Origin of the sequence: Bacillus cereus group sp. BfR-BA-01441, assembly GCF_022663075.1 — a bacterium.
GTDB classification, from domain to species: domain Bacteria; phylum Bacillota; class Bacilli; order Bacillales; family Bacillaceae_G; genus Bacillus_A; species Bacillus_A cereus.
This window is the reverse complement of sequence record NZ_JAKUEU010000026.1, coordinates 1-24409: the sequence shown is the minus strand read 5'-3', so window position 1 is coordinate 24409 and position 24409 is coordinate 1. Positions and strand designations below refer to the sequence as shown.

Below are 24409 nucleotides of genomic sequence, written 5' to 3'. Positions count from 1 at the left end.
CTCCCTTTCTATTAATAGAAAAAGAGAAAGGAATCCCTTTCTCTATATGTTTTCTGCCATTTCTTCTTTAAATCCGAAGAAATACGTAAAGATAAATCCGAAAGCATATGCAATTACTAAACCTAAGAAATAGAGTAAATATTTATTGTCAGCAATTAACGGAATTAAAGATAGCCCTGATACGCCAATTCCAAGAGAAGCTGTTTGCATAACTGCTTGGAATGCACCACCGACAGCCGCTCCTAAACAAGCAGTAATAAACGGTTTCCCAAGTGGTAATGTCACCCCGTATAATAACGGCTCACCAATTCCTAAAAAGCCAACTGGCAATCCACCTTTAATTACATTTCGAAGTCGTTTGTTTTTTGTTTTCACATAAATCGCAATTGCTGCGCCCACTTGGCCAGCACCAGCCATTGCGAGCACTGGTAATAAAGGTGTTACGTGTGTTTGATTAATAAATTCCATATGAATTGGTGTTAAACCGTGATGCAATCCGACCATAACGAGAGGTAAAAATGTTCCCGCAAGTACTGCGCCAGCAAATGCTCCGCCAATATTTAAAATAGCATTAATTCCGCTCGTAATACCATCTGATAAGAAACCTGCTAATGGCTGAATGGCTAACATCGTTACGATACTTACAACTAATACAGTAATGAGTGGTGTCACGATAATATCAACTGCGTTTGGCACTGCTTTTCGAACTTGTCTTTCCACTACAACCATAAGCCATGCTGCAAAAATAACTGCAAACAATCCGCCCCGTCCGGGCACTAATGCTTCACCAAACAATTTTACGTTTGCCATCGCCGGGTTGAAAATTAAAATACCAGCAATTGCCCCAAGAACCGGTGTCCCGCCAAATTCTTTCGCTGTATTCCAGCCGACTAAAATTCCTAAGAATGTAAAGATACCGCCGCCAATGAGTAGTAACATTTGTAACCACGTTGCATTTGGATCAGCACCAGCATTTTTCGCAAAGTTAGCAACCCCGTTTATAATTCCTGACGCAACAAGCCCCGGAATTAATGGGATGAAAATACTTCCTATTTTTCGTAAAAAGTTTTTCACCGGTGTATTATTTTTCTTCTTAATCTCTGATTTCATCTCTTGCCCAATATCTTCAAGGTGATGATCTGCTACCTCACCAATTCGTAGTCCTGTCAAACCTTCCATTTCAGCTGCTACTTTATTTACTGTTCCTGGACCAACGACAACTTGAAGCGTCTCATCTTCTATAACACCCATAACGCCTTCAACTTTTTTCAAAAGGTCCATATTTACTTTACTTTCATCATGAAGCGTTAAACGTAGTCTCGTCATACAATGAGCAATACTACGAATATTTTTTATTCCACCAAGTTGCTCCGAAATTTCCTTGGCCATTCTCTCTTCTTTCTTCATAATAGAATCCCCCTCCCTATTACTTTATAGTGCTTTCTTCACAAACCCTTTTGCGTATTTTAGTTTCTCCAGTGCTTCCCCATACTCACACTGCAACAACACCATAACAATGGCAGCTTTTACGTTACGTTCTGCCTTTTCATAATACTCTGCCGCTACTTCATAACTAGCGCCTGTTGCTTCCACAATAATTCGTTTTGACCGTTCTACTAACTTTTCATTTGTGGATTGAACATCTACCATTAAGTTTTTATATACTTTTCCTACACCAATCATCGAAGCTGTTGAAATCATATTCAGCACTAATTTTTGTGCTGTACCAGCTTTTAAACGCGTTGATCCTGTTAATATTTCTGCACCTGTTTCTACTTCCACATTTAAATTTGCATATTTACTTATTTCAGCATTTTTATTACAAGAAATACTCGCTGTACTCGCTCCTACGCTCTGTGCGTATTTCAAGCCGCCAATTACGTAAGGAGTTCTGCCACTGGCAGCAATTCCAATCACTGTATCTTTCTCATTTAATCCAATACTTTTTAAATCTTCTTCTGCTAACTCTTCGCGATCTTCGGCACCTTCCACCGCCTTAGTAAACGCTTTCAATCCACCTGCTATAAATCCTTGCACCATTTTATCATCCGTGCCAAATGTCGGCGGACATTCCACTGCATCTAGGATACCTAAACGACCACTCGTACCAGCACCAATGTAAATTAAGCGTCCCTCTTCTTCAAAAGATTTAATAACAGTCTGTACAACCTTTTCAATTTGTTCTATCTCTTTTTCAACTGCTAACGCAACAGTTCGATCTTCTTCATTCATACTTTGCAATACTTCTTTTATGCTCATTTCATCCAGATTCATTGTTTTCTCATTACGATGTTCTGTCGATAAATTTTCTAACATATTTCCACCCTCTTTGAAATTATATTTCACACTTTTATTATAACTTTAAGAAACTAAAAATCAATAACCCTTCCTTATTTTATGAAATAAAATTTCACAACATGACATATTTGTGTCAAAGATAATAAAAAAGATGAGTCTCCTCATCTTTTCTTCTACTTTAACTTCCGTAACCGCAACGCTTCTTCTCGCGTCTCCATAAATTGATCCAATACTTTATTACCAATTCGATTGAAAGTAATAACATATAAAGCATCGATCATATTCAATTGTGTCATTCTCGAAGCAATACTCGCAATACGATGATCTTGTTCTACATCTGGCATACAAAGGCGAATATCCGCTTCTTTATATAGGGGTGATGATTGATCTAATTTCGTAATTCCAATAACAGTTGCACCTTGTCTCTTTGCATACTGCGCCATTTCAAGCACATCTTTCGTTCGACCAGATGTTGAAATCGCAACAAATATATCACCTTCTTTTAAATTCGTCACAAGTGGCAACATCATATGAAAATCAGATAGCATCATCGCTGTAAATCCAAGCCGCGTAAATTTATAAGCCCCGTCCATTGCTGGCGTAGCTGATCCACCTACTCCGTAAAATATAATTTTGCCCGCATTGACAATACGATCCGCTGCTTTCTCAAGTTCCCTCTTATCTATTGCAGTAACACTCGCCTCAATTGCAGCTTTATTCACATAAGTAACTTTATTAAATAAATCATACGGTCCATCTTCTGTATTCATCACTGAAAAATCGTTAATATTATAATCAGCAATCGTTAATTCACGAACGAGTGCTATCTTAAATGCTTTAAAACTTCCGATTCCAATCGATTTACAAAAGCGAACGACACTCGCTTCACTTGCTCCTGCATTCGTTGACACTTCTTTCGTCGTTAAATTCGGTACAATCTCTGCATTCTCCATTATGTACATGGCAACCTTCTTCTCAGCTGGTGAAAATTGATCCATATTACTTTCAATTTTAAATAGTAATGTTGAAGCTTTCACTATTTAACCTCCACTTCTTACGGTTGCGTTCACTTATTTTCTCTTGCTTCAAGAAGGTAATAACCATCATCGCCAGGAGGATGAAACACATTTACAATGCGATTCCCTTTTTGATAAACAGTTCTTTCCCCCTCTGTCCACTTCTTTTCCCAACCGTTCATCCAAATCGCAACATCAGGTAAAAAAGCAGTATATTTCAGCTTCTGACCGTACTCACCATCTGCTTCTTCCGAAAAAATAGAAACCGGAAAATCTTTCACTTTTGATTCTTTCCATGCAGTAAATGGTATACATACTGCAATAAGTACGATTACACCGATAACCTTCTCCTTCGTAATCTTCACACTTCCCTCTCCTTGTCATATCACATACATAGATTTTACCATAATTACAAACCCTTCATGCTATATGATCATTGCTTTTGGGAATAAAAAAAGAGCTTACCTACATCAGATAAGCCCTTCCTGTCTATACAAAATATTTCTTCAAAAGTGGCGGTGTAATAATCGTCGTCAATATAACAACAATAACAATCGCTGTGAAATTTTCTTTCGCTAATAAATTCGCCGTAAGTCCATTTGCTGCGATGATAAGCGCTACTTCACCACGTGATACCATCCCCGCACCAATACTGATAGAAGATTGGCGATTAAATCCTGTCAGTCTTGCGCCTAAGCCGGATCCGATTAACTTTGTGAAAATCGCAACGAGAGTCATAATAATAATGAACCAAAGCTGACTTCCAATGCCTTGAAATGTAATTTCCATTCCGATACTTACGAAGAATACTGGAACAAATATTGCATAAGCAATCGGTTCAATTTTATGTTCCACTTCATGCTTATACTCTGTTTGAGAAATAGCAATTCCTGCTGCAAATGCTCCAATAATGCCTGCAATTCCCATCATTTCACTGTAATAAGAAAAAGAGAAACAAATAATAAGAGCCGCGCTAATTAACGCTTCTGTTACACGAAGCGGGACAAGCATTTTCATAATCCAAGGAACGACTTTCCAAGCAATAAAAACAATACTTACAAAGAAAATAATTTTCTTTACAATGACAAGTGTTATATTCACATCTTGTGTTCCTAAAAAACTCATTACAAATGCTAATAAAATAACGACAATGACATCATCAAATACGGCAGCACCTAAAATTGTTGTACTTTCTCTCGTATTCATTTTTCCTAGATCACGTAGCGTCTGCACCGTAATACTAACCGATGTTGCGCAAAGTAATAACCCTAAAAAAATGGCATGGGATTGTATTAATCCAAACAGCAATCCTGTTACATAACCACCGATGAAAGGAAAAATAATTCCACCGGCCGCTACTGCAAACGACGATTTCAAATTCCGATTTAACTCTTCTAAATCTGTTTCAAGTCCCGCCATAAACATAAGTAACAAAACACCAATCTCACTCAATTCATCAATCAGTTCAGAACTATTAATAATACCAAGTACAGCCGGACCGATAATAATACCGACAATTAACTTACCAAGTACAGAAGGCTGACCAAGTCTTACACTAATGTCACCAGCTAATTTCGTACAAAGTAAAATGACGACAAGTTCAAAATAAAATAACATAGCATCTGCTCCTACTTTAACTTTAATCAGTGGGTCGTTAACCCCCGTCCATTTCTGCAAGTAGTTTCCCCTATTGATCCGCATTTTATTTGTCATATTTTTATTTGACAAAATATTCTGAATTATATTAAGATTAATCCAGCAATTTTAAAAAACTACATACCATAACTGCACCTCCACTTCCTTACTTACTCTTTTTTAATGGGCTCATACTATAGTCGCAGTTATGGAAATGAAAAAACGGGGGGAGAGTCCAAAGTGAAGTCATTATTACGAAAAAAAGCGCTTAGTACTGAATCACCAAAGCAGCTAGCTAGAACATTAACTGCACTCGATTTAACATTTTTAGGAATCGGCGCCGTAATTGGGACAGGGATCTTTGTATTAACAGGTATTGTTGCAGCAAAACATTCTGGTCCTGGTATTATGCTATCATTCCTTATTGCTGCATTTACTTGTGCTTGTGTAGCCTTTTGTTACGCTGAATTTGCTTCTTCTATTCCTGTCTCAGGAAGTGTGTATACTTACGCATACATGACAGTCGGAGAAGTCGTCGCCTTCATCGTCGGATGGTGTTTAATGCTCGAATATTTACTTGCCGTTGCAGCAGTAGCTGTCGGTTGGTCTGGTTATTTGCAATCATTACTACAAGGGTTCAATATACACCTGCCCGCCATAATCGCCTCGGCCCCCGGCGTAGGAAAAGGTGGTCTCATCGATTTACCTGCTGTCTGTATTTTACTTCTTATTACGGGCCTTTTAAGTTTTGGTATACGCGAAAGCGCACGCATTAATAATATTATGGTTCTTATTAAGTTAGCCGTTATTATCGCCTTTATCGTAGCAGGTGCAAAATATGTAAAACCTGAAAACTGGACACCGTTCATCCCATTCGGATACGACGGTATTATTACTGGGGCTGCCACTGTGTTCTTCGCCTTCTTAGGATTTGATGCAATCGCAACAGCTGCAGAAGAAACGAAAAAACCGCAGCGTGACTTACCAATTGGTATTATCGGTTCTCTTCTTATTTGTACTGTTTTATATATGATCGTATCTTTCGTTTTAACAGGTATGGTTCCTTATACGCAATTAGACGTTTCTGATCCAGTTGCATTTGCATTGCATTTCGTTGGTGAGGATACAATTGCAGGACTACTCGCTGTTGGAGCGATGACTGGAATGACAACCGTTCTCTTAGTCGTTATGTATGGACAAGTTCGCGTTTCGTATGCGATGAGCCGTGACGGTTTACTTCCAAAAGCGTTAGCACGTGTAAATAAAAAAGTAAAAATCCCTTTATTAAATACGTGGATTACTGGCGTTGTTGCTGCTTTATTAGCAGGCCTTTTAGACTTACATTTGCTAGCGAATTTAGTAAACATCGGTACGTTAACAGCCTTTACATTCGTTTGCTGCGCAGTACTTATTTTACGAAAAACACACCCTGATTTAAAACGTGGATTCCGTACACCTTTCGTACCTGTATTACCAGTTGTCGCGATTCTTTGCTGCTTATATTTAATGATCAATTTGTCTAAAACAACATGGATTAGCTTTGCAGTTTGGCTTATAGTCGGCTTATGCTTCTATTTCTTCTACTCTAGGAAACATAGTCATTTAGCTATTGAAAAAACGAATGATGAAAAGAAAAAAGCATAACAAAATAGCTCGCCGTTTTAGCGGCGAGCTATCTTTCTGTACTATTATATTTTTTCGTCAACGATTGTAAAATGAAAAATATGCCGATGCAAGCTGTAAACCATGCCCAATTTCCTATTGGCGTTGCGTATTTCACAATTCCAATACCTACAAGCAATAGGAAAATAATCACCTGATATATGAGCTTCCACTTTTGCATATATTCCCTCCTTTACTTCGTTCCCTTCTTTTTATTCTTCCAGGCATTTAAACTATCAAAGAAGAAATTAATAAATAACGTGCCTAAACCCGCTAATAAAAACGTCATTAAAAATAAAACCCATATACTTTTTTCTTTTAAGAAATAATATCCTACAAGGAGCACAACCGCGATCCATACATATTCAAGAATTCTTTTTAGCTTTTTCTGTTCCAAATTATTCGCTCCTTCATTCTATGCTATTTTTAGTATAACAAAAAAGAAGCCTATCATGATAAGCTTCTTTTCTTCTCTCTTACTTGTTTATGCTTTTTTCAACGAGTGAAATTGCATATTCCATCGTACGATTCATTGTTTCTACCTGTGTATCTTTTACTTTTACATCTTTCACTACAGCTTCGGCCACTGTAATTTTTTGACTCAGTGCTTTCACTGAACCGTCCGTTACATTTGCATCTTGCGCTTTTTTCACTACTACTTTTGCAGATTCAATATTGATTTGTAATTTTTCTTTCGGTGTTTTCGGTTGTTCTACTACTTTAGATTGTACAAATGTTACATTAGCTGTTTTTAATTCGTTATATGTTTGAACGATTTGCTCTCCCGTGCTCCCTACATTTTCAAACACTTGTTTTGCATTATTATAGCTTTTCTCTAGTTCTTGAAATGCTTCCTTTGAATATTGACCTGGCTTATCACCAAACTCATACGTACCAGCTAACACTTCTTTCCCTTTTCCAAGCTCTTCATATAACGCGTTCACTTGCTCTAATTTCGTACGGTTAGAAAACTCATTGTACGCTGCTAATACTTCTGAAGAACTTAACGCTTTACTATATAATTTCGCAAGCGCGATTTGTCCATTTAACGGAATGCCACCATTTCCATTGCTATCAGGATCCGCTCCAAGTGCAAATGGTACATTTGGATGATACACTTTCCCTGTAGCTGGTTGGCTATTTACTTTTTTACCATCGACATAAATAGCTACTTCACTTCCGTTATACGTTCCTGTTAAATGATACGTTTTGTTCGCTTCTAATTGAACTCCAACACGTTTATAGCTGCCACCAATGTGAGCCCATAATTCAACATATCCACTTCCTGTAGACTCAAATCCAATTCCGCCGCTCTCTGTATTTTGCAAAATACCTTGGCCACGGATTTGATTCATTGAAAATACCGTTTCTAACGTAAATGTATTTGCTACTTTCTCTTTTTGTGCTGCTGAAAATGGAAGGTATCCAAATGTATTAGATTGTCCGTTTAACTTCATAACATTCTTTTTCAATGCTTTATCATATTCAATAGTCACATTGCCCTTCACATCACCTTTTGTACCAAATGGTGAATTGTCTTTAAATGTACCATCTGCAAAATTCACATCGAAAACATCAGCCTTTGGCACTTTTACATTCGGATCAATATCATCTTTTTTCGTAGTAATTTCTGCCGTTAAAGGCTGCTCACTTTCATTACCAAACGAATCAATTGCAACAACTTCAAGTGTATATGTTTTCCCGCCATCTAACCCTGCCAGTGTAAACGTAAGATCTTTCGGCACTGGATCACGATAAAACTCTGAGAATGCTAACAATTTATTTTTCATTTCACCCGTTTGCTTATCTCTAGCCTGCACACGGTAAGAGTGAACAAGGAGGTTGTCCAATGCTTGTGGGAATGTTACTGTTGCCGCATTTTCTGTTACATTTGATACAGCAAGCTTTGCATCCTTAGCAAAGTAAGGCTTTTCTTTATCACGATCTTCTACATGTGTAAATGTTTCTTTCTTTGCTGGTAATTTAATTTTCCAAGGCTCGCCTGTCCAAGAATTCGTATGGAAATCACGACGATTAATCGTTACTTCTTTATCATCTACTTCTACTAATAAACCTTGGCTTAACGTACTAGCTCCTGGCGGGATATTCCCTTGTACTTTACCACCTTCAACTTCCATATAACTTACTGAAGATGTACCAACTGATGTAAAGTCTTTTTGATGTATCGATCTCGGATCATCTAATGGATAATGTGAATGACCTGAAAACGTAATAACTTGTGGGTATTCTTTTAATACTGCATTAATTTTTGCGCTATCTTGTGTTCCCCATTCATGACTACCGTATACTGTCTCTTTAATGTGTTGATGTAAAAATACAAAAATCGGTTTTTCTGGATCATCTTTTTGCGCTTTTGCCATTTCTTCTTTTAACCAATTAATTTGCTTGTCCGAATAATAGCCATGAGTTGTTCCATTCTCTGGAGACATAACAAGGAAGTGATAACCTTTTACCACTTTATGATAATAAATTGATTCCATACCTGTTTTTTCTAAGAAACGCTTCTGTGCGCCCTCTACAGATAAACCGTTCCAATAATCATGGTTACCAAGAGAATTCATTCTCACGGCATCTTTATTTGCATTTTCATTATACACTTGCATGAAACGATCATATTGCTGCACTGATCCTGTATCTGTGAAATCACCTACAATAACAAATGCATCTTGCTTTGGTGCTAGTGTATTAAACTGTTCAATCGCTCTTTTCCAGCGAAACGTATCATCTGTTCCACTGTTTTTAATATGCACATCACTTACAACTGGAAAAACTATCTTCTTCTCACTTGATGCCTTTTCTTGCTTTTTCTCTTCCGCCTTGACTGATGTACTCCATGGAAATGATACGAATGCTAATACAAAAAACATTAATAATCCAATAAGGCCTTTTACTTTTCTTAAAGCATTTCTGTCCACGTGAATCCTCCTCATAATAATTGATTCATTACAAGGGCTATTTTATCTAATACATGTTAATGTCGTTTAAATAACAAATGAACTTTATTAGATTTTTGTAAATATACAGTTAATTAGAAATTAAGTTCAACATTACTCGTACTATTGTATACAACCACCTTTTGTCTAAAAGAGTCTGATCATTCTTTTCCTATGACTATTCACATATAATCTTTTCTATAACACTAATGATAAGTTAAGGTTTAAGCCTATTAGACAATCTTAATTTTTAATATTTCCTTCTTTTTTTAACACATCGGCCATGCTTTTACATTTAATAGTAATAAAAGACAACTTAAAAGGAGGGGTTGTATTGAAGAATAAAAAAAATATCGGCTGTTTCGCTCCTTTATCTATTATTTGTCCAGACCCTTGTCCACCGCCCCCTCCTCCAAATCCAAATTGCGAGCGAGTAACAAATGAATTTGCAGGGAATTTCCTCATAACTAATAACACCATCTCCTCTGCCAAAGATGCATCACAATTAATGATACTATGGCAAAGTGATGGGATACTACTTATATCAGGTACTGTCTCGGTTTACAATAGTACTAGCAGCAACGAAGCAATTACAATTCAAATCGTTGGAACAGTAACCAATATTTTCACTGTGTTTCCTGGTAATACAATATCGTACACAGGAAAAGACCTACAGTCGATCAATATTATCAATATAACAAGTAATCCTTCACTATATTTAGAAGGCAAGTACTGTTGCGAATTTACATGTTGCTTATAGAATACCAATTTCATTATTTCCTTAATATAAAAAGCATACCGTTCACGGTATGCTTTTTATGAGATTGGATAACGTACTGTAATACAAAACTCTCCTTGATTAACAGTCGTTCCTGTCGTAGTAATTCGGACAGTAGTAAAATATCGGACAGTGAAAGTACCACTACTTTGTGGTTGTACAGTAATTGTATCAACCACTGTTGCACCTACTAAAAAATCAACTGTAATCGGGTTGGCACCTACATCATACTTCACGTAACCTGAACCATATACTTCTTGCGTGATATTATTTGTATATACAATTTGAGTACCAGCACCTGTAATAGACCAGTCTGTACATACTTGGTCTTGCACAAGTGTTTTATTAGAACAACAAGACAAACTGGAACTTCTCATTCCCATTTCGATCCTCTCCTATTCTGCTATGAAAGTGGATAACGTGTTGTAATACAAAATTCTCCCTGATACGTTCCAGCAGGTGTTGCAGGTAACACAACTTGTATACTATCAAAGCGGCGATACGTAAAAGCAATACTCGTTCCTGGGTTTAATGTTTGTGTATCAATTGTACCCCCAGCAGAATCAAGTACCTCTACAGTAATTGGGCCTGGTCCAACATCATATTTAACAAAACCAGTACCAATTACGTTTTGGTTAATATTATTTGTATAGAGAACATTATCAATTGCTGTTGCAACTACAGTAGCAGACCACGGACTACACACTTTATCTTGCACATAATTTTTATCTGGACAACAAGTTAATGCTGACCCTGAGCACTCACAAGACATAGTTGTTTCCCCTCTCTCTTTTATATTCCCTATATGTGTATGTCCCCCAGAGTCTTTTGCCTGTACTATTCATCTATTTTCAAAAAATATTCATGTGACTAGATAGATTCTGTTTTGTTTCTTTTTTTCATATATTTATAGACAAAGATACTAGCAACGATAAGAATAACGCCTCCTAATATCGGTAACATATATTGCCCAACAACATCCGCTGCTTTTTCCCAATGTGGACCTAATTTCATTCCAAAATAAACATACAAAGTCGTTAACGGGAACATTGCTACAAATGTATATATGCTAAATTTCCATATGTTCATTTTCGCCATACCACATGGAACAGAAATAAGCGTTCGAACTCCTGGCACAAAGCGTCCAACAAATGCTACAACCGGTCCATATTTCTCAAAGAAATCATCTGCTTTTTGAATTTGTTCTTCTTTAATGAAGAAGTATTTCCCGTATTTTATTAATAGAGGACGACCACCGTAATAACCGAGTGCATATAACGTTAAAGGTCCTGTCGTTCCGCCGAGGGTTCCGGCTAATACAGCAAGCCAAAAATTCATATCTCCCTCGTACACCCAATACCCCACCATAGGCAAAACTACTTCTGCTGGAATAAATTCAAACGTTAATGCTAACACAACTCCAAAATAAGAAAATTGCTTTAAAAACTCGATTATATCTAAAATAATTTGCTCCATATTTTCTACCCCAACTCCTATCCTACGTTTACGTTATGCTTTTCTTGTAATTGAACTGGCGCCATTTTTACAATTCGGTTCAAAATAAATAATACAATTCCAATATCATCTAAAATACCGATAAACGGTAAGAAGTCTGGAATTAAATCGAGCGGCATCGCAACATAACCAACTAAAAACGCAATAGATAAAATTTTCTTCTTTATTGAAACCTCTTTTGAAGTGAAAAAGTCAAATAGGAATGGAACAAATCGGCGAACATGAAATACAACTCTTAATCTACTAATAAGTTTTTTCATTTTTATATCTCCTCTCTTTGTATACAAAAAGGCCCCTACCAAACATGGTAAGGGTCCTAAAAAAGACAATAAGGGGCCTTTACCATTGCTGGTAAAGGTCTCACTAACAACGAAACGTTGCCAATAAAGCCGAGGGTTTCTCCCTGTAATGACGACTTTACTGTAATAAGTTACTCCCCTTTATATACACAATTTTATACAATCACATTAAAATATTTTGGAGGGCTTGTCAATATATTTTATATCCCACATCCTCCTGCTTAACATTCCGTAAAAACAAAAAACGTATAGGAAATTTCTTACTATCTCATAATATACATAATCATTTTTGAATGAAAGGAGAGGCTTCATTTGCATACCGTATGGAAAGGTGCCCTTTCACTTGGACTATTAAATATAGGAATCAAACTATACAGTGCCGTAGAAGAAAACGATATAAAATTTTTAAGTCTTCATAAAGAATGCTTAACACCTATTAAATATAAAAAATTTGCTCCTGATTGTACGGATGAAGAAATTGATGATAAAGATATTGTAAAAGCCTATGAATACGCACCTCATAAGTACATTATTATGGATGAAAAAGAATTAGCTGAGTTGCAAAAAGCTCACGAACCAAGATCTATTCGTATTATATCTTTTATCCAAAATAACGAAATTGATTCTGTTCTCTACGATCGTTCTTATTTTATAGGCCCTACCTCAGGACATGAAAAATCATATTTATTATTAAAAGAAGCACTTGAACGTACGAATAAACTTGGTCTTATCCATATTTCCATTAGAAAAAAACAACATTTAGCTATTATCCGTAACTTTGAAGATGGGCTTATATTACAAACTATTCACTACCCTAATGAAATTCGCGATATAACAAATACACCTAACTTACCAAGTAACGAAAATTATCCGATTCAAAAACAAGAACTCACAGCAGCAATCAATTTAATCCACCATCTTACAAATCCTTTTGAACAAGAGATGTATACAGATGAGTATAAAGAAGCCCTTACCGAACTAATCGAAAACAAAATTGAACAACAGGAAAAAACCGAAACAATCTCTCCAACTCCAAACATCATCAATATTATGGAGACATTACAGGCAAGTATTGAACAAGCAAAAATAAAAAGAGAAAATAAAGCAGAAAAAGAGGCCAAATAAAATTGACCTCTTTTTTCTTTAAAGCGGATTACATTTTGGCATCTCAAGTCCAGACGATTGTGCTAATTTTAATAAGTAATAACATTCTTCTCTTGCCATATGATCCGCCATTCTAGCAGATAATGCACTTAATATTTCATTCGATAACTCCAGCTCTTCAACCTCATGGAGAAAATGCGAAAATAATTTTAACTCAAGTGAAACATCTTTTGTAAACTTCTTTAATGCAGGAAAATGATGAAGCTCTGTCCGTAAATACCCCGTCATTTCAACTGCCTTTAAGTAAAATTGTTCAAAGTGCTTCGTAAATTCTTCGCTTTTCTCTTTTAATCTTTTTTCAACAAGATCTAATCCACCAGAAATAGACCCTGCATGGCCAGCCGCATCCGTTAACCAAACGAGATGATAATGTAATTCATGAAAAACAGGCGGAACTTCTCCTTTATTTAAAAATTCTAACACTGTTATATACTCTTCTACTTCGTTTACCATATGATTGATGAAAGTTGGCGTAAAATGAATAGTGATTTTTCCCTCGAGTTGTTTCTGTATAATACTTAATTTAAACGTTCGTATTTCCTTTGCGGCTCGTTCTGCCTCTTTTGAAAACGCAATGAGATTCACATTACGAACTTTATTTAACAGATTCGTAAATGTTTCAACAAAATAAGTGGCCTTTTTTATATCCTCTTTTTCCTTCGGAGCTAATGCATCAAGTAAAAATTGCGAATGATCAGTAAGCACCTTTAGCCAAAATTGATGCTCAAACAATGCACTTTCTTCATAATTCCTCTCCACTAAATCCCCTCCGTTTATTCGTCCTTCTCTATCACTTGAATTTTATATCCATCTGGGTCTTGTACTACAATACTCTTCTCACTTTTGTTTTCTGTATATGCAATTTTATAAAACACTAACCTCTTCTTTAAGTTCTCTATGTTAGAAATTGAAAACATTAGTACATCAACCGAATCCGTAACACTCTTCTCACGCCCACCCAAACTACGATTCATTACAAAACTAACTCTCATTGAATCAGCATCATACCAAATCCCTGTTACATCTAATTGGGGTCTTTCTAAACTAGGCTTGATTCCTAAAATCCCTTCATAAAAATACAAAGTTTCCTTTAAGTTTTTCACTTCCAATACAATGAATTGTTTCACATTCTCCACATTCATTCCCCCCGTACCTATTACTTTTTTATATGTGTCATAAAGGCCTATTATGTCTGAATACAATACGTAGTGATGAAGAATATAGGGAGGTTTATTAATGGATAAATATATGAAATCATATGTGCCATATCATAGTCCTCAAGATCCTTGTCCTCCTATTGGTAAAAAATATTACTCTACCCCTCCTAATTTATATTTAGGTTTTCAACCGCCAAATTTACCACAATTCTCACCGAAAGAAGCACTACAAAAAGGAACCTTATGGCCTATCTTTTATGATTATTACGAAAATCCTTATAAAAAAGGGCGGTGACTACTGACGTGAACCAGCCACTACCAGAAGAGTATTATCGACTTTTAGAGAATCTCCAAGAATTAGACTTTGTATTAGTTGAACTAACCCTTTACTTAGACACCCACCCAGACGATACAGCAGCTATTAACCAATTTAATGATTTTTCCTATAAACGAAGAGTATTAAAACAACAGATGGAAGAAAAATATGGACCGCTTCAACAGTATGGAAATAGCTATTCTAATGCCCCTTGGGAATGGAGCAAAGGTCCTTGGCCATGGCAAATATAAAGGAGAGAAACTATGTGGATTTATGAAAAAAAATTACAATACCCTGTTAAAGTAGGAACTTGTAATCCAGCACTTGCAAAATTATTAATTGAGCAATACGGTGGTGCAGATGGAGAATTAGCTGCTGCACTACGTTACTTAAATCAGCGTTATACAATCCCGGATAAAGTCATTGGCCTCCTTACCGATATTGGTACAGAAGAATTTGCGCATCTTGAAATGATTGCTACGATGGTTTATAAGCTGACAAAAGATGCGACTCCTGAACAGATGAAGGCAGCTGGTCTCGACCCTCATTACGTCGATCATGACAGCGCACTTCATTACCATAACGCAGCTGGTGTTCCATTTACTGCAACCTATATACAAGCTAAAGGTGATCCAATTGCCGACCTATACGAAGATATTGCGGCTGAAGAAAAAGCGCGTGCCACATATCAATGGCTTATCAACCAATCTAACGATCCCGACATAAATGACAGTTTACGCTTTTTACGCGAACGAGAAATTGTCCATTCACAACGTTTCCGAGAAGCGGTTGAAATTTTAAAAGAAGAACGCGATAGAAAAATATATTTTTAATACACGTATCCTAGCGATATGTGTTTTTTTTACGTTAAAAGTTAAATCCTTCCTATTAAACATACAAATAGTATATTTATTCGATTTAATGCATTATTTTTTAATTTTTTCAAAATTCCCTATTGCTTTCTAGTCATCAGACCTTTAAAATAATAACAGTTACTCGACAAATTATTTGAATTTTCGACAAAAATACTCATTAGGAGGATTTTCTTTATATGCGTACAACTTTGAAACCAGCGCAAATACTTTCGATTAGTTTATTACTCTTCGCAGTTTTCTTCGGTGCTGGTAATATGATTTTCCCGCCCCTTCTTGGCCTTTCTTCCGGAGAAAATATGTGGGTTTCCATTACAGGGTTTATTATTACAGACGTCGGTTTATCTTTACTTGCTATCGTTGCTGTTGCCCTTGCTGGTGGTAGTTTTAACACTTTAGCGAGCCGTGTTCATCCAAAATTCGCAGCAGTATTCGCTATCATTATTTATCTTTCAATCGGCCCACTATTTGTTATTCCACGAACTGGATCTGTATCTTATGAAATTGGGATTGCACCACTTTTCCCAGATCAATGGTATTCTATGTTAGTTTTTAGTGCGATTTTCTTTACAGTCGTTTACTTCTTATCATTAAATCCATCCAAGCTAGTAGATCATATCGGTAAAATATTAACGCCAATTTTACTTGTAATTATTGCAATTATGGCAACAAAAGCGATTCTTTCACCAGGAACGTTTGCAGAGCCTATCGGTGACTATAAAGATATCCCGTTTTTCAAAGGATTTCTTGAAGGATTTTTAACGTTAGATGCAATTGGCGCTCTCGTACTATCAACAATTGTTGTAAATGCAATTCGTCAAAACGGTATACAAGAGAAGAAATCTATCGCGAAATATACAATCATTTGCGGAAGTATCGCTGCTCTATTCTTAACAATTGTTTACTTCTTACTCGGTTATATCGGAGCTTCAAACGGAAACTTGGGACAATTCGAGAACGGTGGTCAACTATTAGCAACTGTTATGTACCAATTCTTTGGGACAAGCGGTAATGTTTTATTAAGTATCGCCATTATCTTCGCTTGTTTAACAACAGCAATTGGTGTTGTAAGTGCATTCGCCAACTATTTCGCAACAGTATTAACAAATGTTTCTTACAAAAAGCTCGTACTATACGTTTGTATCTTTAGTTTCGTTATTTCAAACTTAGGATTAAGCTTATTAATTAAAATCACACTACCTGTATTAATTATTTTGTACCCAATTACAATCATTTTAATTTTCGTATCATTTATCGATAAATATACGAAACGTAAACCTTCTGTCTACATCGGAGCAATGATCGCAGCATTCATTATTAGCTGTATTCATGCACTTGATAATGTGGGAATGATACCAAGTTTTATCGCTAATATCGTACACACGATTCCTTTTTATAACTTAGGAATCGGCTGGATCGTTCCAGCAATAATTGGTGGTATAATCGGATACTTTATTCCGCAAACAGAAGCTGAAGGTGAAGTTTCTGCAAAGTAAAAAGAAGCAAGCATGAAATCCATGCTTGCTTCTTTTTCTCTTCACATCGTATGTTTAAACGTAAACAACTCTTCCTTTGACTGTACAGCAGATTGTTCCTCTTCTACAACTTCCTTCTTTATCTCTCCCCCTAATCGAACTTTCAACATCGCCTCTTCTAGACTTTTTACAATCATATTTCCTGAAAAAATGGTAAGCCCGAAAAATGTAATTGGGACGAGAGGAATCCACGGATGCACTGTTAAAGATCTAAAATAGACTCCAATTAGCCCTGACCATTCATGTGTGTAAGATTCTATTTCTTCTATCGGTCCTAAAAACTTAACCGTTCCGCCAAAGAATATTTCTAGTAACCCTAAGTGCAGTAAAATAGTAAGAGTCTGCGTAAACTGCTGAAAAAATACAAGTATAAACGTCATATAAAGGTGCGGGAAAAGATGCTTTATAACAATATGTCTTCTCGATCCACCTAATATGCGTGCGGCATCAACAAATTCCTCCGTTCGCAATTTACGAACTTCCTTCGCAACATACAGTGCAATAACTGGCATTACAAGCATTACAAGTAAGACAACTTGAAACGAAGCCCTTTCAAAAAAGGTTGTTGTTTCCTCCCCGCTTCCAAATGCATTTGCAGATTGAAGAAAAAAATACGCAATCATAACTGTCGGAATAACTGTAAAACTATCAAAGAAAGCCTCAATTTTTGAAAATCCTCTTTTTATATACGTTCCGAGTACGACACCGAAAAACACACCTATTACCATTCTAAGTGCCGCAATTAAAATAGATATACCAATCGTCCACTTCGCGCCTTCAATAACTAAATGTAAAAGGTCGTATCCTTTCCGATCTGTCCCGAGTAAAAATTGTAATGAAGGTGAAAACGGTGGCACTTGTGGATTTTCATCCGCATCATATTGCAATGTAACTTGTCTAATATGTCCATCATTCCATAACGTATTTCCGATGCTCAAAAGAACTAATAGGAGAAGAAACCCAATGCTTATCCAAAATCTTTTATCACGTTTTATATACGTCCACATATTATAATCTCTCCTTCATCGCAGCCGGAATGAGATAATGAAACAATTTAAATAAAATAAAAATCGGAATATATATAAGAAGCACACTAACGATGAAAACCTCAACTCTAATACCAAAATAAGATTTCAAAAACATAAAAATACCACCCGTATTAAAAATCCATTCTATAATATATAAATTAGATAACATAAAAAAGATATTCGTTTTCGCAAAGAATAATGTACTAAGCAACACATTTCGTAAAATATGACGATTTAAAATATGAAAGCGCCCCAGCCCTTTCGCCTTAGCAAATAGTACATAATCTTTTTCTAGTTCATTTTCAAAACGAAGCACGACCATTTTTACAAACATAATCGTAGTCGGGATGCTCAAACAAAGTATCGGCAATCCTCTAATTGACTCGCCTCCAATTGAAGCAATTTGAAAAGGTAAAAAACCTGTTTGTTTAAAAAACCATATAACTAAAATTTGTGATACTAAAATAAGAAGGATATCTGGAATAGATTCTAGGAAGATAAGAAATGATTTAATTCGATGTTGTATACGCGGTGAACTACTCATAATTACATAAACAATACAAAATGCTACAAATAATGAAATAAAAAAAGCAGCTAAAAAAATAATAATCGTTTCTTTATAATGAACGAAAAGCTGCGGAAATAAAAATTTACCTTTCACATATTGCAAATTGGAAATATCCATTAAGTTCACAAACACTTCTTTTAAACTCTGTATGTACTTTGATACATCCAGCTTAAATCCATAAAACAATTTCGGCAGAGCCCCTAACATAATAATCCCCAAAATCGAAATAATAAATTGAATTGTCACTTCCATCCCATTCAGAAAAACTTTTTTGACCACGTTTTCCCTTCTCTCTCTTTATATTTTACTCTCTAATTTTATTCTTAATTTTCTGAATTGTAAATATTCAATCATAAAAAATCACTAGGTTATGATCCTAGTGATTCTTTATGCGCATGCCTTTCTCTTTTTGCAAACGGCATATACAAAATAAAACACCCAATAAGCGCTGCGAGTTCTAATGAAATAATATAGTAAGGATGCGGTCCTAACATATCGAGTAATGAAGCTGTTTCTGGCTTATGAGCTAAAAACATATAATTACCGCCTGTTTTATAATTCACAAACGAAACAAGCGGAATCAATATGTTTAAAAATATCATCGTACGCTTAATAGATTGCAAGGTCGGTCTATAGCCTTCCACCCAAGTCATAAAGAGTGGTGCCCAAATGAGCAATATATGCGCGATAAAATATTCAATGAAACGAAAATGCGGAAAAGCATACTGCAAGTTTGGCGTTAAAATAGCTTGTGATGCACCAATAATTCCCGTGAAAAATACAATCTCATATATGCGGTAACTTTTCGTTACGATCATAATCGACGCTAATAATAAACTAATCGTACATAATTCAAACGGTAATGAAGTAGCTAGCTCAAAAATCCCCGCTTTCCACTCCCACATATGAAGCCCAATTTCACTACCTATAAATAAAAATGCAATTGCATATCGAACCGTTATATTCCACTCACTTTGACGTAATACATCTTGGTATTGATACAGAAAAAATATCCCCACCAACATAATAAATAATATAAGGGCATGTTGCCTTGTGTATGGAATAAATGGTTTTAATGGGTGTGCGCTAAAATAAGCTTCCATCTTCCTTCCTCCTTTCCTCCATACAATATTATTGTAAGAAAGAAACGACGAGTCAATTCATTTGCTTACACTAGGACAACCTCTACCTTACATTTACATATTCATACCTTACAAAACTGTAAGGTTATTGTAAGCTAAAACGATTTGTCAGATTCTTTACCTCTTCTATACTTAATGTAGATACTAAAACGAACGAAAAGGTGATAAATAGATGAAGAAGAAAAATAAAGTGTTAATTACTAGTGTAGTAGCAATCGGAATTGCAGCTGGATCATACTTTGCATTTGCTGGTGGCGGTTCAGATGTAGCAATGGCATATAGCGGATATAAAGTAACCGAAAAACAAATCCAAAACGCGCAAAAATTTGGTGGCGAAGTTATTCCAAATGGAATTGAAACTATTTCATTCGATCCAACAAAAGGAACATATGAATTAGCTGTGAAAAAAGGCGATGAAGTGAAAAAAGGTCAGCTTCTATTTAAATACAATGATCCGACTGCGAAACAAGGTGTAACAGAAGCAGAAATGCAAAAGAAAATCGCACAAAAAGAAGTAACGTTGCTCCAAAAACAAATTGATGTAGCGAAACAAAAATTACAAAAAGATAAAAATGCAGGCCTTCCTGCTGAAGCATTAAAAGCATCAGAAGCCGAAGTTGGGCAATTAGAATCACAAATTGAAATGAAAAAGTTTGAAGTTGAAAAAGCTGATGAAATGATTAAAGCAGCAAAAGAGAAAGTAAACAATCTTTCTGTAACAAGTCCTGCTGATGGCGTAATTGATGATATCGTAAAAACTGCTGACGAAAAAACAGGTATGAGCGGAATTACTCTTCGTCACGCTGGTCAATTTAAAGTAAAAGGTCAAATTTCTGAATATGAGCTTGCTAGTATGAAAGTTGGGCAAGAAGTAACTGTTTCATCAAAAACTGTCGCTGGTAAGACTTGGACAGGAAAAGTAACAGAAATCGGTTCTACACCATTAAAGAGCATGGATGAAAATAAAACTGTTTCTAACTATCAATTCACTGTCACATTAGATAATAGTGACGAATTACAAAACGGCTTCCACGTTTACGTAACAAGTAAATCTGGCGAAGCAACTGGTACAATTGTTCCGAAAAGCAGTATCGTGAAAAAAGGTGACAAAAATGTTGTCTTCGTTGTAAAAGACGGTAAGGCGAAAGAACAAGCAGTTACTGTTGAATTCGAGACTGATAGCGAAGCAAAAGTTTCTGGAGTGAAAAAAGGAGAGGAAATTATCTCTAAACCTGAAAAAGACTTAAAAGATGGTATGGAGGTTGTCGCCCAGTGATTAACTTAAAAGGCATCACGAAATCCTTCCAAAATGGTGCAGAGTCCGTTCAAATATTACACGGAATTGACGTAACACTGAACCAAGGAGAATTCACTTCAATTATGGGACCTTCTGGTTCTGGTAAATCAACATTAATGAACATTATCGGTTGCTTAGATAAACCGACGACAGGTACGTACGAACTAGCCGGTCAAAATATTTCAAACATGACTGAAACAGAACTTGCACACGTACGTAATAAAGAGATCGGATTCGTATTCCAAAACTTCATGTTATTACCGAGACTTACAGCGCTTCAAAATGTAGAACTACCTCTTATTTACGCTGGAGTCGATAAAAAAGAAAGACGCGAGCGCTCATTAGCCGCTTTAACAAAAGTCGGTTTAGCTGATCGCGCTACTCACTTACCGAACGAATTATCCGGTGGTCAAAAGCAACGTGTCGCCGTTGCCCGCGCAATCGTAAATAACCCGAAATTCATTTTAGCCGATGAACCGACGGGAGCACTTGATACGAAAACAAGTACACAAATTATGGACCTCTTTTACGAATTAAATAAACAAGGCTCAACAATCATTATGATTACCCATGACCGTGAAATCGGGGAAGCTGCAGCACGTCAAATTGTAATTCGTGACGGAAATATCGTCCAAGATTGGAGAGGTTAATTTTGAATACGAGTGAAAATATACGCATGGCCCTTTCCTCTATCTTTGCTCATAAGATGCGTTCTATATTAACGATGCTAGGTATTATTATTGGGGTTAGTGCCATCATTACTATTATCTCGATTGGGGATGGAACAAACGCAAAGTTCCGCGAACAAATCGGGAATGAAAAAAAAGATCAGTTTTCTGTAAATTATAAGACAGAAGATTACTCAGATATGGACGGCAAAATTTCCTCAAGCATGTATGAAAGTATATCCAAAATTTCTGGTGTGCAAGAAGTTTATCCAGATGTAAAAGGAAAAGAAAAAGTATATGCAGGAAAAAAAGAATTAGATCTTGATATTACCGGTGCAAAAGGTGATTATTTTGAAGATACATCTAAATTCAAACTTGAGCACGGCAGATTTTTAACAGCAGCTGATTTAGACAGACCTGAACACACAATTGTATTAAATACAGATGCTTTTGATAAATTATATTCTTCATGGGAACCAAACTTATATGTAGATATAAAAGGTACACCATACAAAGTAGTTGGCGTATATTCAATAAAAGCAATGATGGGTGGCATGACATTTAAAGAAGGTGTCATTTCAGCAGAAAACTGGCCTGTACTATTCGGGAAAAACAACTACGATTCTGTAACGGTAAAAATTGCTCCTGGTCAAGATAAGGAAACTGTTCAAGAAGCAGTTGTAAAATCATTAAATGAAGCAAAAAAACCAGAGCATTCAGGTAAATTTGAAGTACCAGATCCACAAGAATTCTTAAAAGAAATTGATAGCTTCACAGGTATATTAAAAAGTGTATTCGGTGGTATTGCCGCTATTTCCTTACTTGTAGGTGGTATTGGTGTAATGAACATTATGCTAGTATCTGTAACAGAGCGTACACGCGAAATTGGTATTCGTAAAGCATTAGGTGCAACACGTGGTAAAGTATTAATGCAATTCTTAATCGAAGCTTGCATTTTAACAGCATTAGGTGGTTTTGTCGGATTTATGCTTGGAATCTTCTTCGCATGGATTGTCGCAATGTTTGCAGGATGGCCACTTGTCGTTTCACTAAAACTAGGACTTATCTCCGTTGCCCTATCTATGTTAATCGGTATACTATTCGGTTTACTACCAGCTAACAAAGCTGCCAAACTGGATCCAATTGAATGTTTACGATATGAATAAACAAAAACGTAGGAGTTTACACTCCTGCGTTTTTTATTTATCTACTAAATTGAGTTTCTTCTATTATATATGTTTCACGTTACAACTACCATTCTAATACTCTTCATTATTTATAGGTACTAAGGCTATTATCTAATTCTATTATTGCAAAAATACTATGTAACAGACGAAAATCAAGGCGTAATTTTTTCCATACTTCGACTGATTTTGTAACAATTATATCGATATTTTATTAAATTTCACCTCATTTATATATTTTCACGCCTAAAAAGATTATCGTTTCATAACTAAATTTCCATTCAAACAGTAAAATAAGCTATTTTTGTAACGCTATAGATATCATCAAGAAATATTACCGTAACATTATTAACGTTACAGTAATTGAAATACTACTCATTTTGTGTTTCATATGCCCTAATACGCCAAAAAACAACAAGGAAGCGCTATCAGGATATTTATGGAATTGTTACAGAATATTAATGCCCCATTACGAAAGCTTTGTAATTTTATGTTTTTCGCAAATAAGAAAATAATGGTTGCTATAATGAGGTCAACGAAAACAAATGCAATGGAGGCTATTATGAAAAAATTTATGGGTATAGCAACAGCAGCGGTTTTTGGTCTTGGGATTTTCACAACATCTGCTAAAGCAGAAACAATCGTAACGACTGACGTACTAAACGTACGAGAAAACCCAACTACTGAATCAAAAGTTGTAGGAAAATTATTAGATGGATATAAAGTAAATGTTTTACATACAGAAAATGGTTGGTCAAAAGTTCAATTGAATAGCGGTAAAGAAGCTTTCATAAGCGCTGACTATACAAAAGACACTTACTACGTAACAGCAAACGTATTAAACGTACGTGCTGGAGCAAACACAGACTCAGAGATTCTTGGTAAGTTGAAAAAAGATGATGTAATTGAAACAACACACCAAGTACAAAATGATTGGATTCAATTTGAATATAACGGAAAAACAGCTTATGTTCATGTTCCTTACTTAACAGGTAAAGCACCAGTTAAAGTTCAACCAGTAGCTAAAGTTGAAAAAACGACTACAGTTCAAGATACAGCTAAAGTTCGTGAAGCAGCTAAAGCTCAGGAAGTAGCTGAAACTCAAGCAAAAGCTAAAGCAGTGGAAGCAACTAAAGCTCGCGAAGCAGCTGAAGCTCAAGCAGAAGTTAAAGCTCAAGAAGCGGCTAAAGCTCGTGAAGCAGCTAAGGCCCAAGAAGCAGCTAAAGCTCAGGCAGATGCTGAAGCTCAAGCAGAAGTTAAAGCTCAAGAGGCAGCTAAAGCTCGTGAAGCAGCTAAAGCTCAAGCAGATGCTGAAGCTCAA

Annotated in this window: 29 protein-coding genes; 11 read left to right on the top strand and 18 right to left on the bottom strand. The window is 36.0% G+C overall.

The genetic code is table 11. From position 1 onward, the window contains the following. Nucleotides 1–42: 42 nt before the first annotated feature. The 5 genes from MR107_RS13175 to MR107_RS13155 form a co-directional block, all read right to left on the bottom strand. The gene (locus MR107_RS13175; protein WP_000711293.1) at nucleotides 43–1407 is read right to left on the bottom strand and encodes a PTS transporter subunit EIIC; all 1365 of its coding nucleotides are present in this window, start codon (nucleotides 1405–1407) and stop codon (nucleotides 43–45) included. Between the two features lie 24 nt (nucleotides 1408–1431). Continuing rightward, nucleotides 1432–2316: an N-acetylmuramic acid 6-phosphate etherase gene (murQ, locus tag MR107_RS13170; protein ID WP_000892350.1), complete on the bottom strand. Its 885-nt coding sequence runs from the start codon at nucleotides 2314–2316 to the stop codon at nucleotides 1432–1434. A 155-nt stretch (nucleotides 2317–2471) separates the two neighbouring features. Then, on the bottom strand, nucleotides 2472–3335 hold the full coding sequence (locus MR107_RS13165; RefSeq protein ID WP_000648173.1) for a MurR/RpiR family transcriptional regulator: 864 nt from the start codon (nucleotides 3333–3335) through the stop codon (nucleotides 2472–2474). A gap of 29 nt (nucleotides 3336–3364) precedes the next feature. Then, a complete protein-coding gene (locus MR107_RS13160) occupies nucleotides 3365–3679 on the bottom strand; it encodes a hypothetical protein (protein WP_000704958.1) in 315 nt (104 codons plus the stop codon). A 124-nt stretch (nucleotides 3680–3803) separates the two neighbouring features. Continuing rightward, nucleotides 3804–5027, bottom strand: coding sequence for a cation:proton antiporter (locus MR107_RS13155; RefSeq protein ID WP_060852387.1), 1224 nt, complete (start codon nucleotides 5025–5027; stop codon nucleotides 3804–3806). A gap of 105 nt (nucleotides 5028–5132) precedes the next feature. Between MR107_RS13155 and MR107_RS13150 the strand changes: the two genes are divergently transcribed. Then, nucleotides 5133–6593, top strand: a complete 1461-nt coding sequence (locus MR107_RS13150) for a branched-chain amino acid transporter BcaP (RefSeq protein ID WP_002197441.1) — start codon at nucleotides 5133–5135, stop codon at nucleotides 6591–6593. A 28-nt stretch (nucleotides 6594–6621) separates the two neighbouring features. Here MR107_RS13150 and MR107_RS13145 read toward each other — a convergent pair whose 3' ends face one another. From MR107_RS13145 to MR107_RS31695, 4 genes are all read right to left on the bottom strand, one after another. Then, nucleotides 6622–6792 (bottom strand): hypothetical protein, encoded by a 171-nt coding sequence (locus MR107_RS13145; RefSeq protein ID WP_001174839.1) that lies wholly within the window; start codon nucleotides 6790–6792, stop codon nucleotides 6622–6624. A gap of 12 nt (nucleotides 6793–6804) precedes the next feature. Beyond that, entirely contained in the window at nucleotides 6805–7008 is a 204-nt protein-coding gene (locus tag MR107_RS13140) for a hypothetical protein (RefSeq protein WP_000435797.1), read from the bottom strand. A 79-nt stretch (nucleotides 7009–7087) separates the two neighbouring features. Beyond that, a complete protein-coding gene (locus MR107_RS13135) occupies nucleotides 7088–9547 on the bottom strand; it encodes a LamG-like jellyroll fold domain-containing protein (RefSeq protein WP_142243924.1) in 2460 nt (819 codons plus the stop codon). 261 nt (nucleotides 9548–9808) lie between these two features. Continuing rightward, the gene (locus tag MR107_RS31695; RefSeq protein ID WP_002025365.1) at nucleotides 9809–10057 is read right to left on the bottom strand and encodes a hypothetical protein; all 249 of its coding nucleotides are present in this window, start codon (nucleotides 10055–10057) and stop codon (nucleotides 9809–9811) included. On the opposite strand from MR107_RS31695, the gene MR107_RS13125 reads away from it, so the two are divergent. Beyond that, nucleotides 9942–10325 carry an S-Ena type endospore appendage gene (locus MR107_RS13125; RefSeq protein WP_225989749.1) on the top strand — a complete coding sequence of 128 codons (384 nt, stop codon included), beginning with the start codon at nucleotides 9942–9944 and terminating at the stop codon, nucleotides 10323–10325. The two genes, MR107_RS31695 and MR107_RS13125, sit on opposite strands and share 116 nt — an antisense overlap. A gap of 56 nt (nucleotides 10326–10381) precedes the next feature. On the opposite strand, the gene MR107_RS13120 is transcribed toward MR107_RS13125, so the two are convergent. The 4 genes from MR107_RS13120 to MR107_RS13105 all read right to left on the bottom strand — a co-directional run bounded on the left by MR107_RS13120 (nucleotide 10382) and on the right by MR107_RS13105 (nucleotide 12118). After that, on the bottom strand, nucleotides 10382–10726 hold the full coding sequence (locus MR107_RS13120) for a DUF3992 domain-containing protein (protein ID WP_000525819.1): 345 nt from the start codon (nucleotides 10724–10726) through the stop codon (nucleotides 10382–10384). A 20-nt stretch (nucleotides 10727–10746) separates the two neighbouring features. After that, nucleotides 10747–11115: a DUF3992 domain-containing protein gene (locus tag MR107_RS13115; protein ID WP_001277537.1), complete on the bottom strand. Its 369-nt coding sequence runs from the start codon at nucleotides 11113–11115 to the stop codon at nucleotides 10747–10749. A 98-nt stretch (nucleotides 11116–11213) separates the two neighbouring features. Beyond that, on the bottom strand, nucleotides 11214–11819 hold the full coding sequence (locus tag MR107_RS13110) for a DedA family protein (protein ID WP_000435017.1): 606 nt from the start codon (nucleotides 11817–11819) through the stop codon (nucleotides 11214–11216). Nucleotides 11820–11836: 17 nt separating this feature from the next. Next, a complete protein-coding gene (locus tag MR107_RS13105; RefSeq protein WP_000733844.1) occupies nucleotides 11837–12118 on the bottom strand; it encodes a YkvA family protein in 282 nt (93 codons plus the stop codon). 351 nt (nucleotides 12119–12469) lie between these two features. Between MR107_RS13105 and ku the strand changes: the two genes are divergently transcribed. Further along, nucleotides 12470–13282 carry a non-homologous end joining protein Ku gene (gene ku, locus MR107_RS13100; protein ID WP_000557737.1) on the top strand — a complete coding sequence of 271 codons (813 nt, stop codon included), beginning with the start codon at nucleotides 12470–12472 and terminating at the stop codon, nucleotides 13280–13282. 18 nt (nucleotides 13283–13300) lie between these two features. Here ku and MR107_RS13095 read toward each other — a convergent pair whose 3' ends face one another. Both MR107_RS13095 and MR107_RS13090 read right to left on the bottom strand, forming a co-directional pair. Next, nucleotides 13301–14080 (bottom strand): DUF2935 domain-containing protein, encoded by a 780-nt coding sequence (locus MR107_RS13095; RefSeq protein WP_000440988.1) that lies wholly within the window; start codon nucleotides 14078–14080, stop codon nucleotides 13301–13303. 14 nt (nucleotides 14081–14094) lie between these two features. Then, the gene (locus tag MR107_RS13090; RefSeq protein ID WP_176397621.1) at nucleotides 14095–14523 is read right to left on the bottom strand and encodes a VOC family protein; all 429 of its coding nucleotides are present in this window, start codon (nucleotides 14521–14523) and stop codon (nucleotides 14095–14097) included. A gap of 34 nt (nucleotides 14524–14557) precedes the next feature. Here MR107_RS13090 and MR107_RS13085 point away from each other — a divergent pair, with 34 nt between their 5' ends. From MR107_RS13085 to brnQ2, 4 genes are all read left to right on the top strand, one after another. Further along, nucleotides 14558–14773, top strand: coding sequence for a spore coat associated protein CotJA (locus MR107_RS13085; RefSeq protein WP_000362187.1), 216 nt, complete (start codon nucleotides 14558–14560; stop codon nucleotides 14771–14773). 8 nt (nucleotides 14774–14781) lie between these two features. Next, nucleotides 14782–15045 (top strand): spore coat protein CotJB, encoded by a 264-nt coding sequence (gene cotJB, locus MR107_RS13080; protein WP_001075543.1) that lies wholly within the window; start codon nucleotides 14782–14784, stop codon nucleotides 15043–15045. A 12-nt stretch (nucleotides 15046–15057) separates the two neighbouring features. Then, a complete protein-coding gene (cotJC, locus tag MR107_RS13075) occupies nucleotides 15058–15627 on the top strand; it encodes a spore coat protein CotJC (RefSeq protein WP_242292425.1) in 570 nt (189 codons plus the stop codon). Nucleotides 15628–15845: 218 nt separating this feature from the next. Further along, the gene (gene brnQ2, locus MR107_RS13070) at nucleotides 15846–17162 is read left to right on the top strand and encodes a branched-chain amino acid transport system II carrier protein BrnQ2 (RefSeq protein WP_001260934.1); all 1317 of its coding nucleotides are present in this window, start codon (nucleotides 15846–15848) and stop codon (nucleotides 17160–17162) included. A 41-nt stretch (nucleotides 17163–17203) separates the two neighbouring features. Here the strand turns inward: brnQ2 and MR107_RS13065 are convergent, their stop codons facing one another. The 3 genes from MR107_RS13065 to MR107_RS13055 form a co-directional block, all read right to left on the bottom strand. Further along, nucleotides 17204–18208: an ABC transporter permease gene (locus MR107_RS13065; RefSeq protein WP_000269976.1), complete on the bottom strand. Its 1005-nt coding sequence runs from the start codon at nucleotides 18206–18208 to the stop codon at nucleotides 17204–17206. Nucleotide 18209: 1 nt separating this feature from the next. Then, nucleotides 18210–19076: an ABC transporter permease subunit gene (locus tag MR107_RS13060; RefSeq protein WP_000239670.1), complete on the bottom strand. Its 867-nt coding sequence runs from the start codon at nucleotides 19074–19076 to the stop codon at nucleotides 18210–18212. Between the two features lie 89 nt (nucleotides 19077–19165). Beyond that, nucleotides 19166–19900: a YwaF family protein gene (locus MR107_RS13055; protein WP_000388712.1), complete on the bottom strand. Its 735-nt coding sequence runs from the start codon at nucleotides 19898–19900 to the stop codon at nucleotides 19166–19168. A 211-nt stretch (nucleotides 19901–20111) separates the two neighbouring features. On the opposite strand from MR107_RS13055, the gene MR107_RS13050 reads away from it, so the two are divergent. The 4 genes from MR107_RS13050 to MR107_RS13035 form a co-directional block, all read left to right on the top strand. After that, nucleotides 20112–21215 (top strand): efflux RND transporter periplasmic adaptor subunit, encoded by a 1104-nt coding sequence (locus tag MR107_RS13050; RefSeq protein ID WP_000728807.1) that lies wholly within the window; start codon nucleotides 20112–20114, stop codon nucleotides 21213–21215. Further along, nucleotides 21212–21886 (top strand): ABC transporter ATP-binding protein, encoded by a 675-nt coding sequence (locus MR107_RS13045; protein WP_000609104.1) that lies wholly within the window; start codon nucleotides 21212–21214, stop codon nucleotides 21884–21886. Before MR107_RS13050 ends, MR107_RS13045 begins: the two co-directional genes overlap by 4 nt. Before the next feature lie 26 nt (nucleotides 21887–21912). After that, nucleotides 21913–23070 carry an ABC transporter permease gene (locus tag MR107_RS13040; protein ID WP_002197439.1) on the top strand — a complete coding sequence of 386 codons (1158 nt, stop codon included), beginning with the start codon at nucleotides 21913–21915 and terminating at the stop codon, nucleotides 23068–23070. 457 nt (nucleotides 23071–23527) lie between these two features. Beyond that, the coding region (locus tag MR107_RS13035) for an SH3 domain-containing protein (protein WP_242292424.1) at nucleotides 23528–24409 on the top strand (882 nt) is incomplete at its 3' end.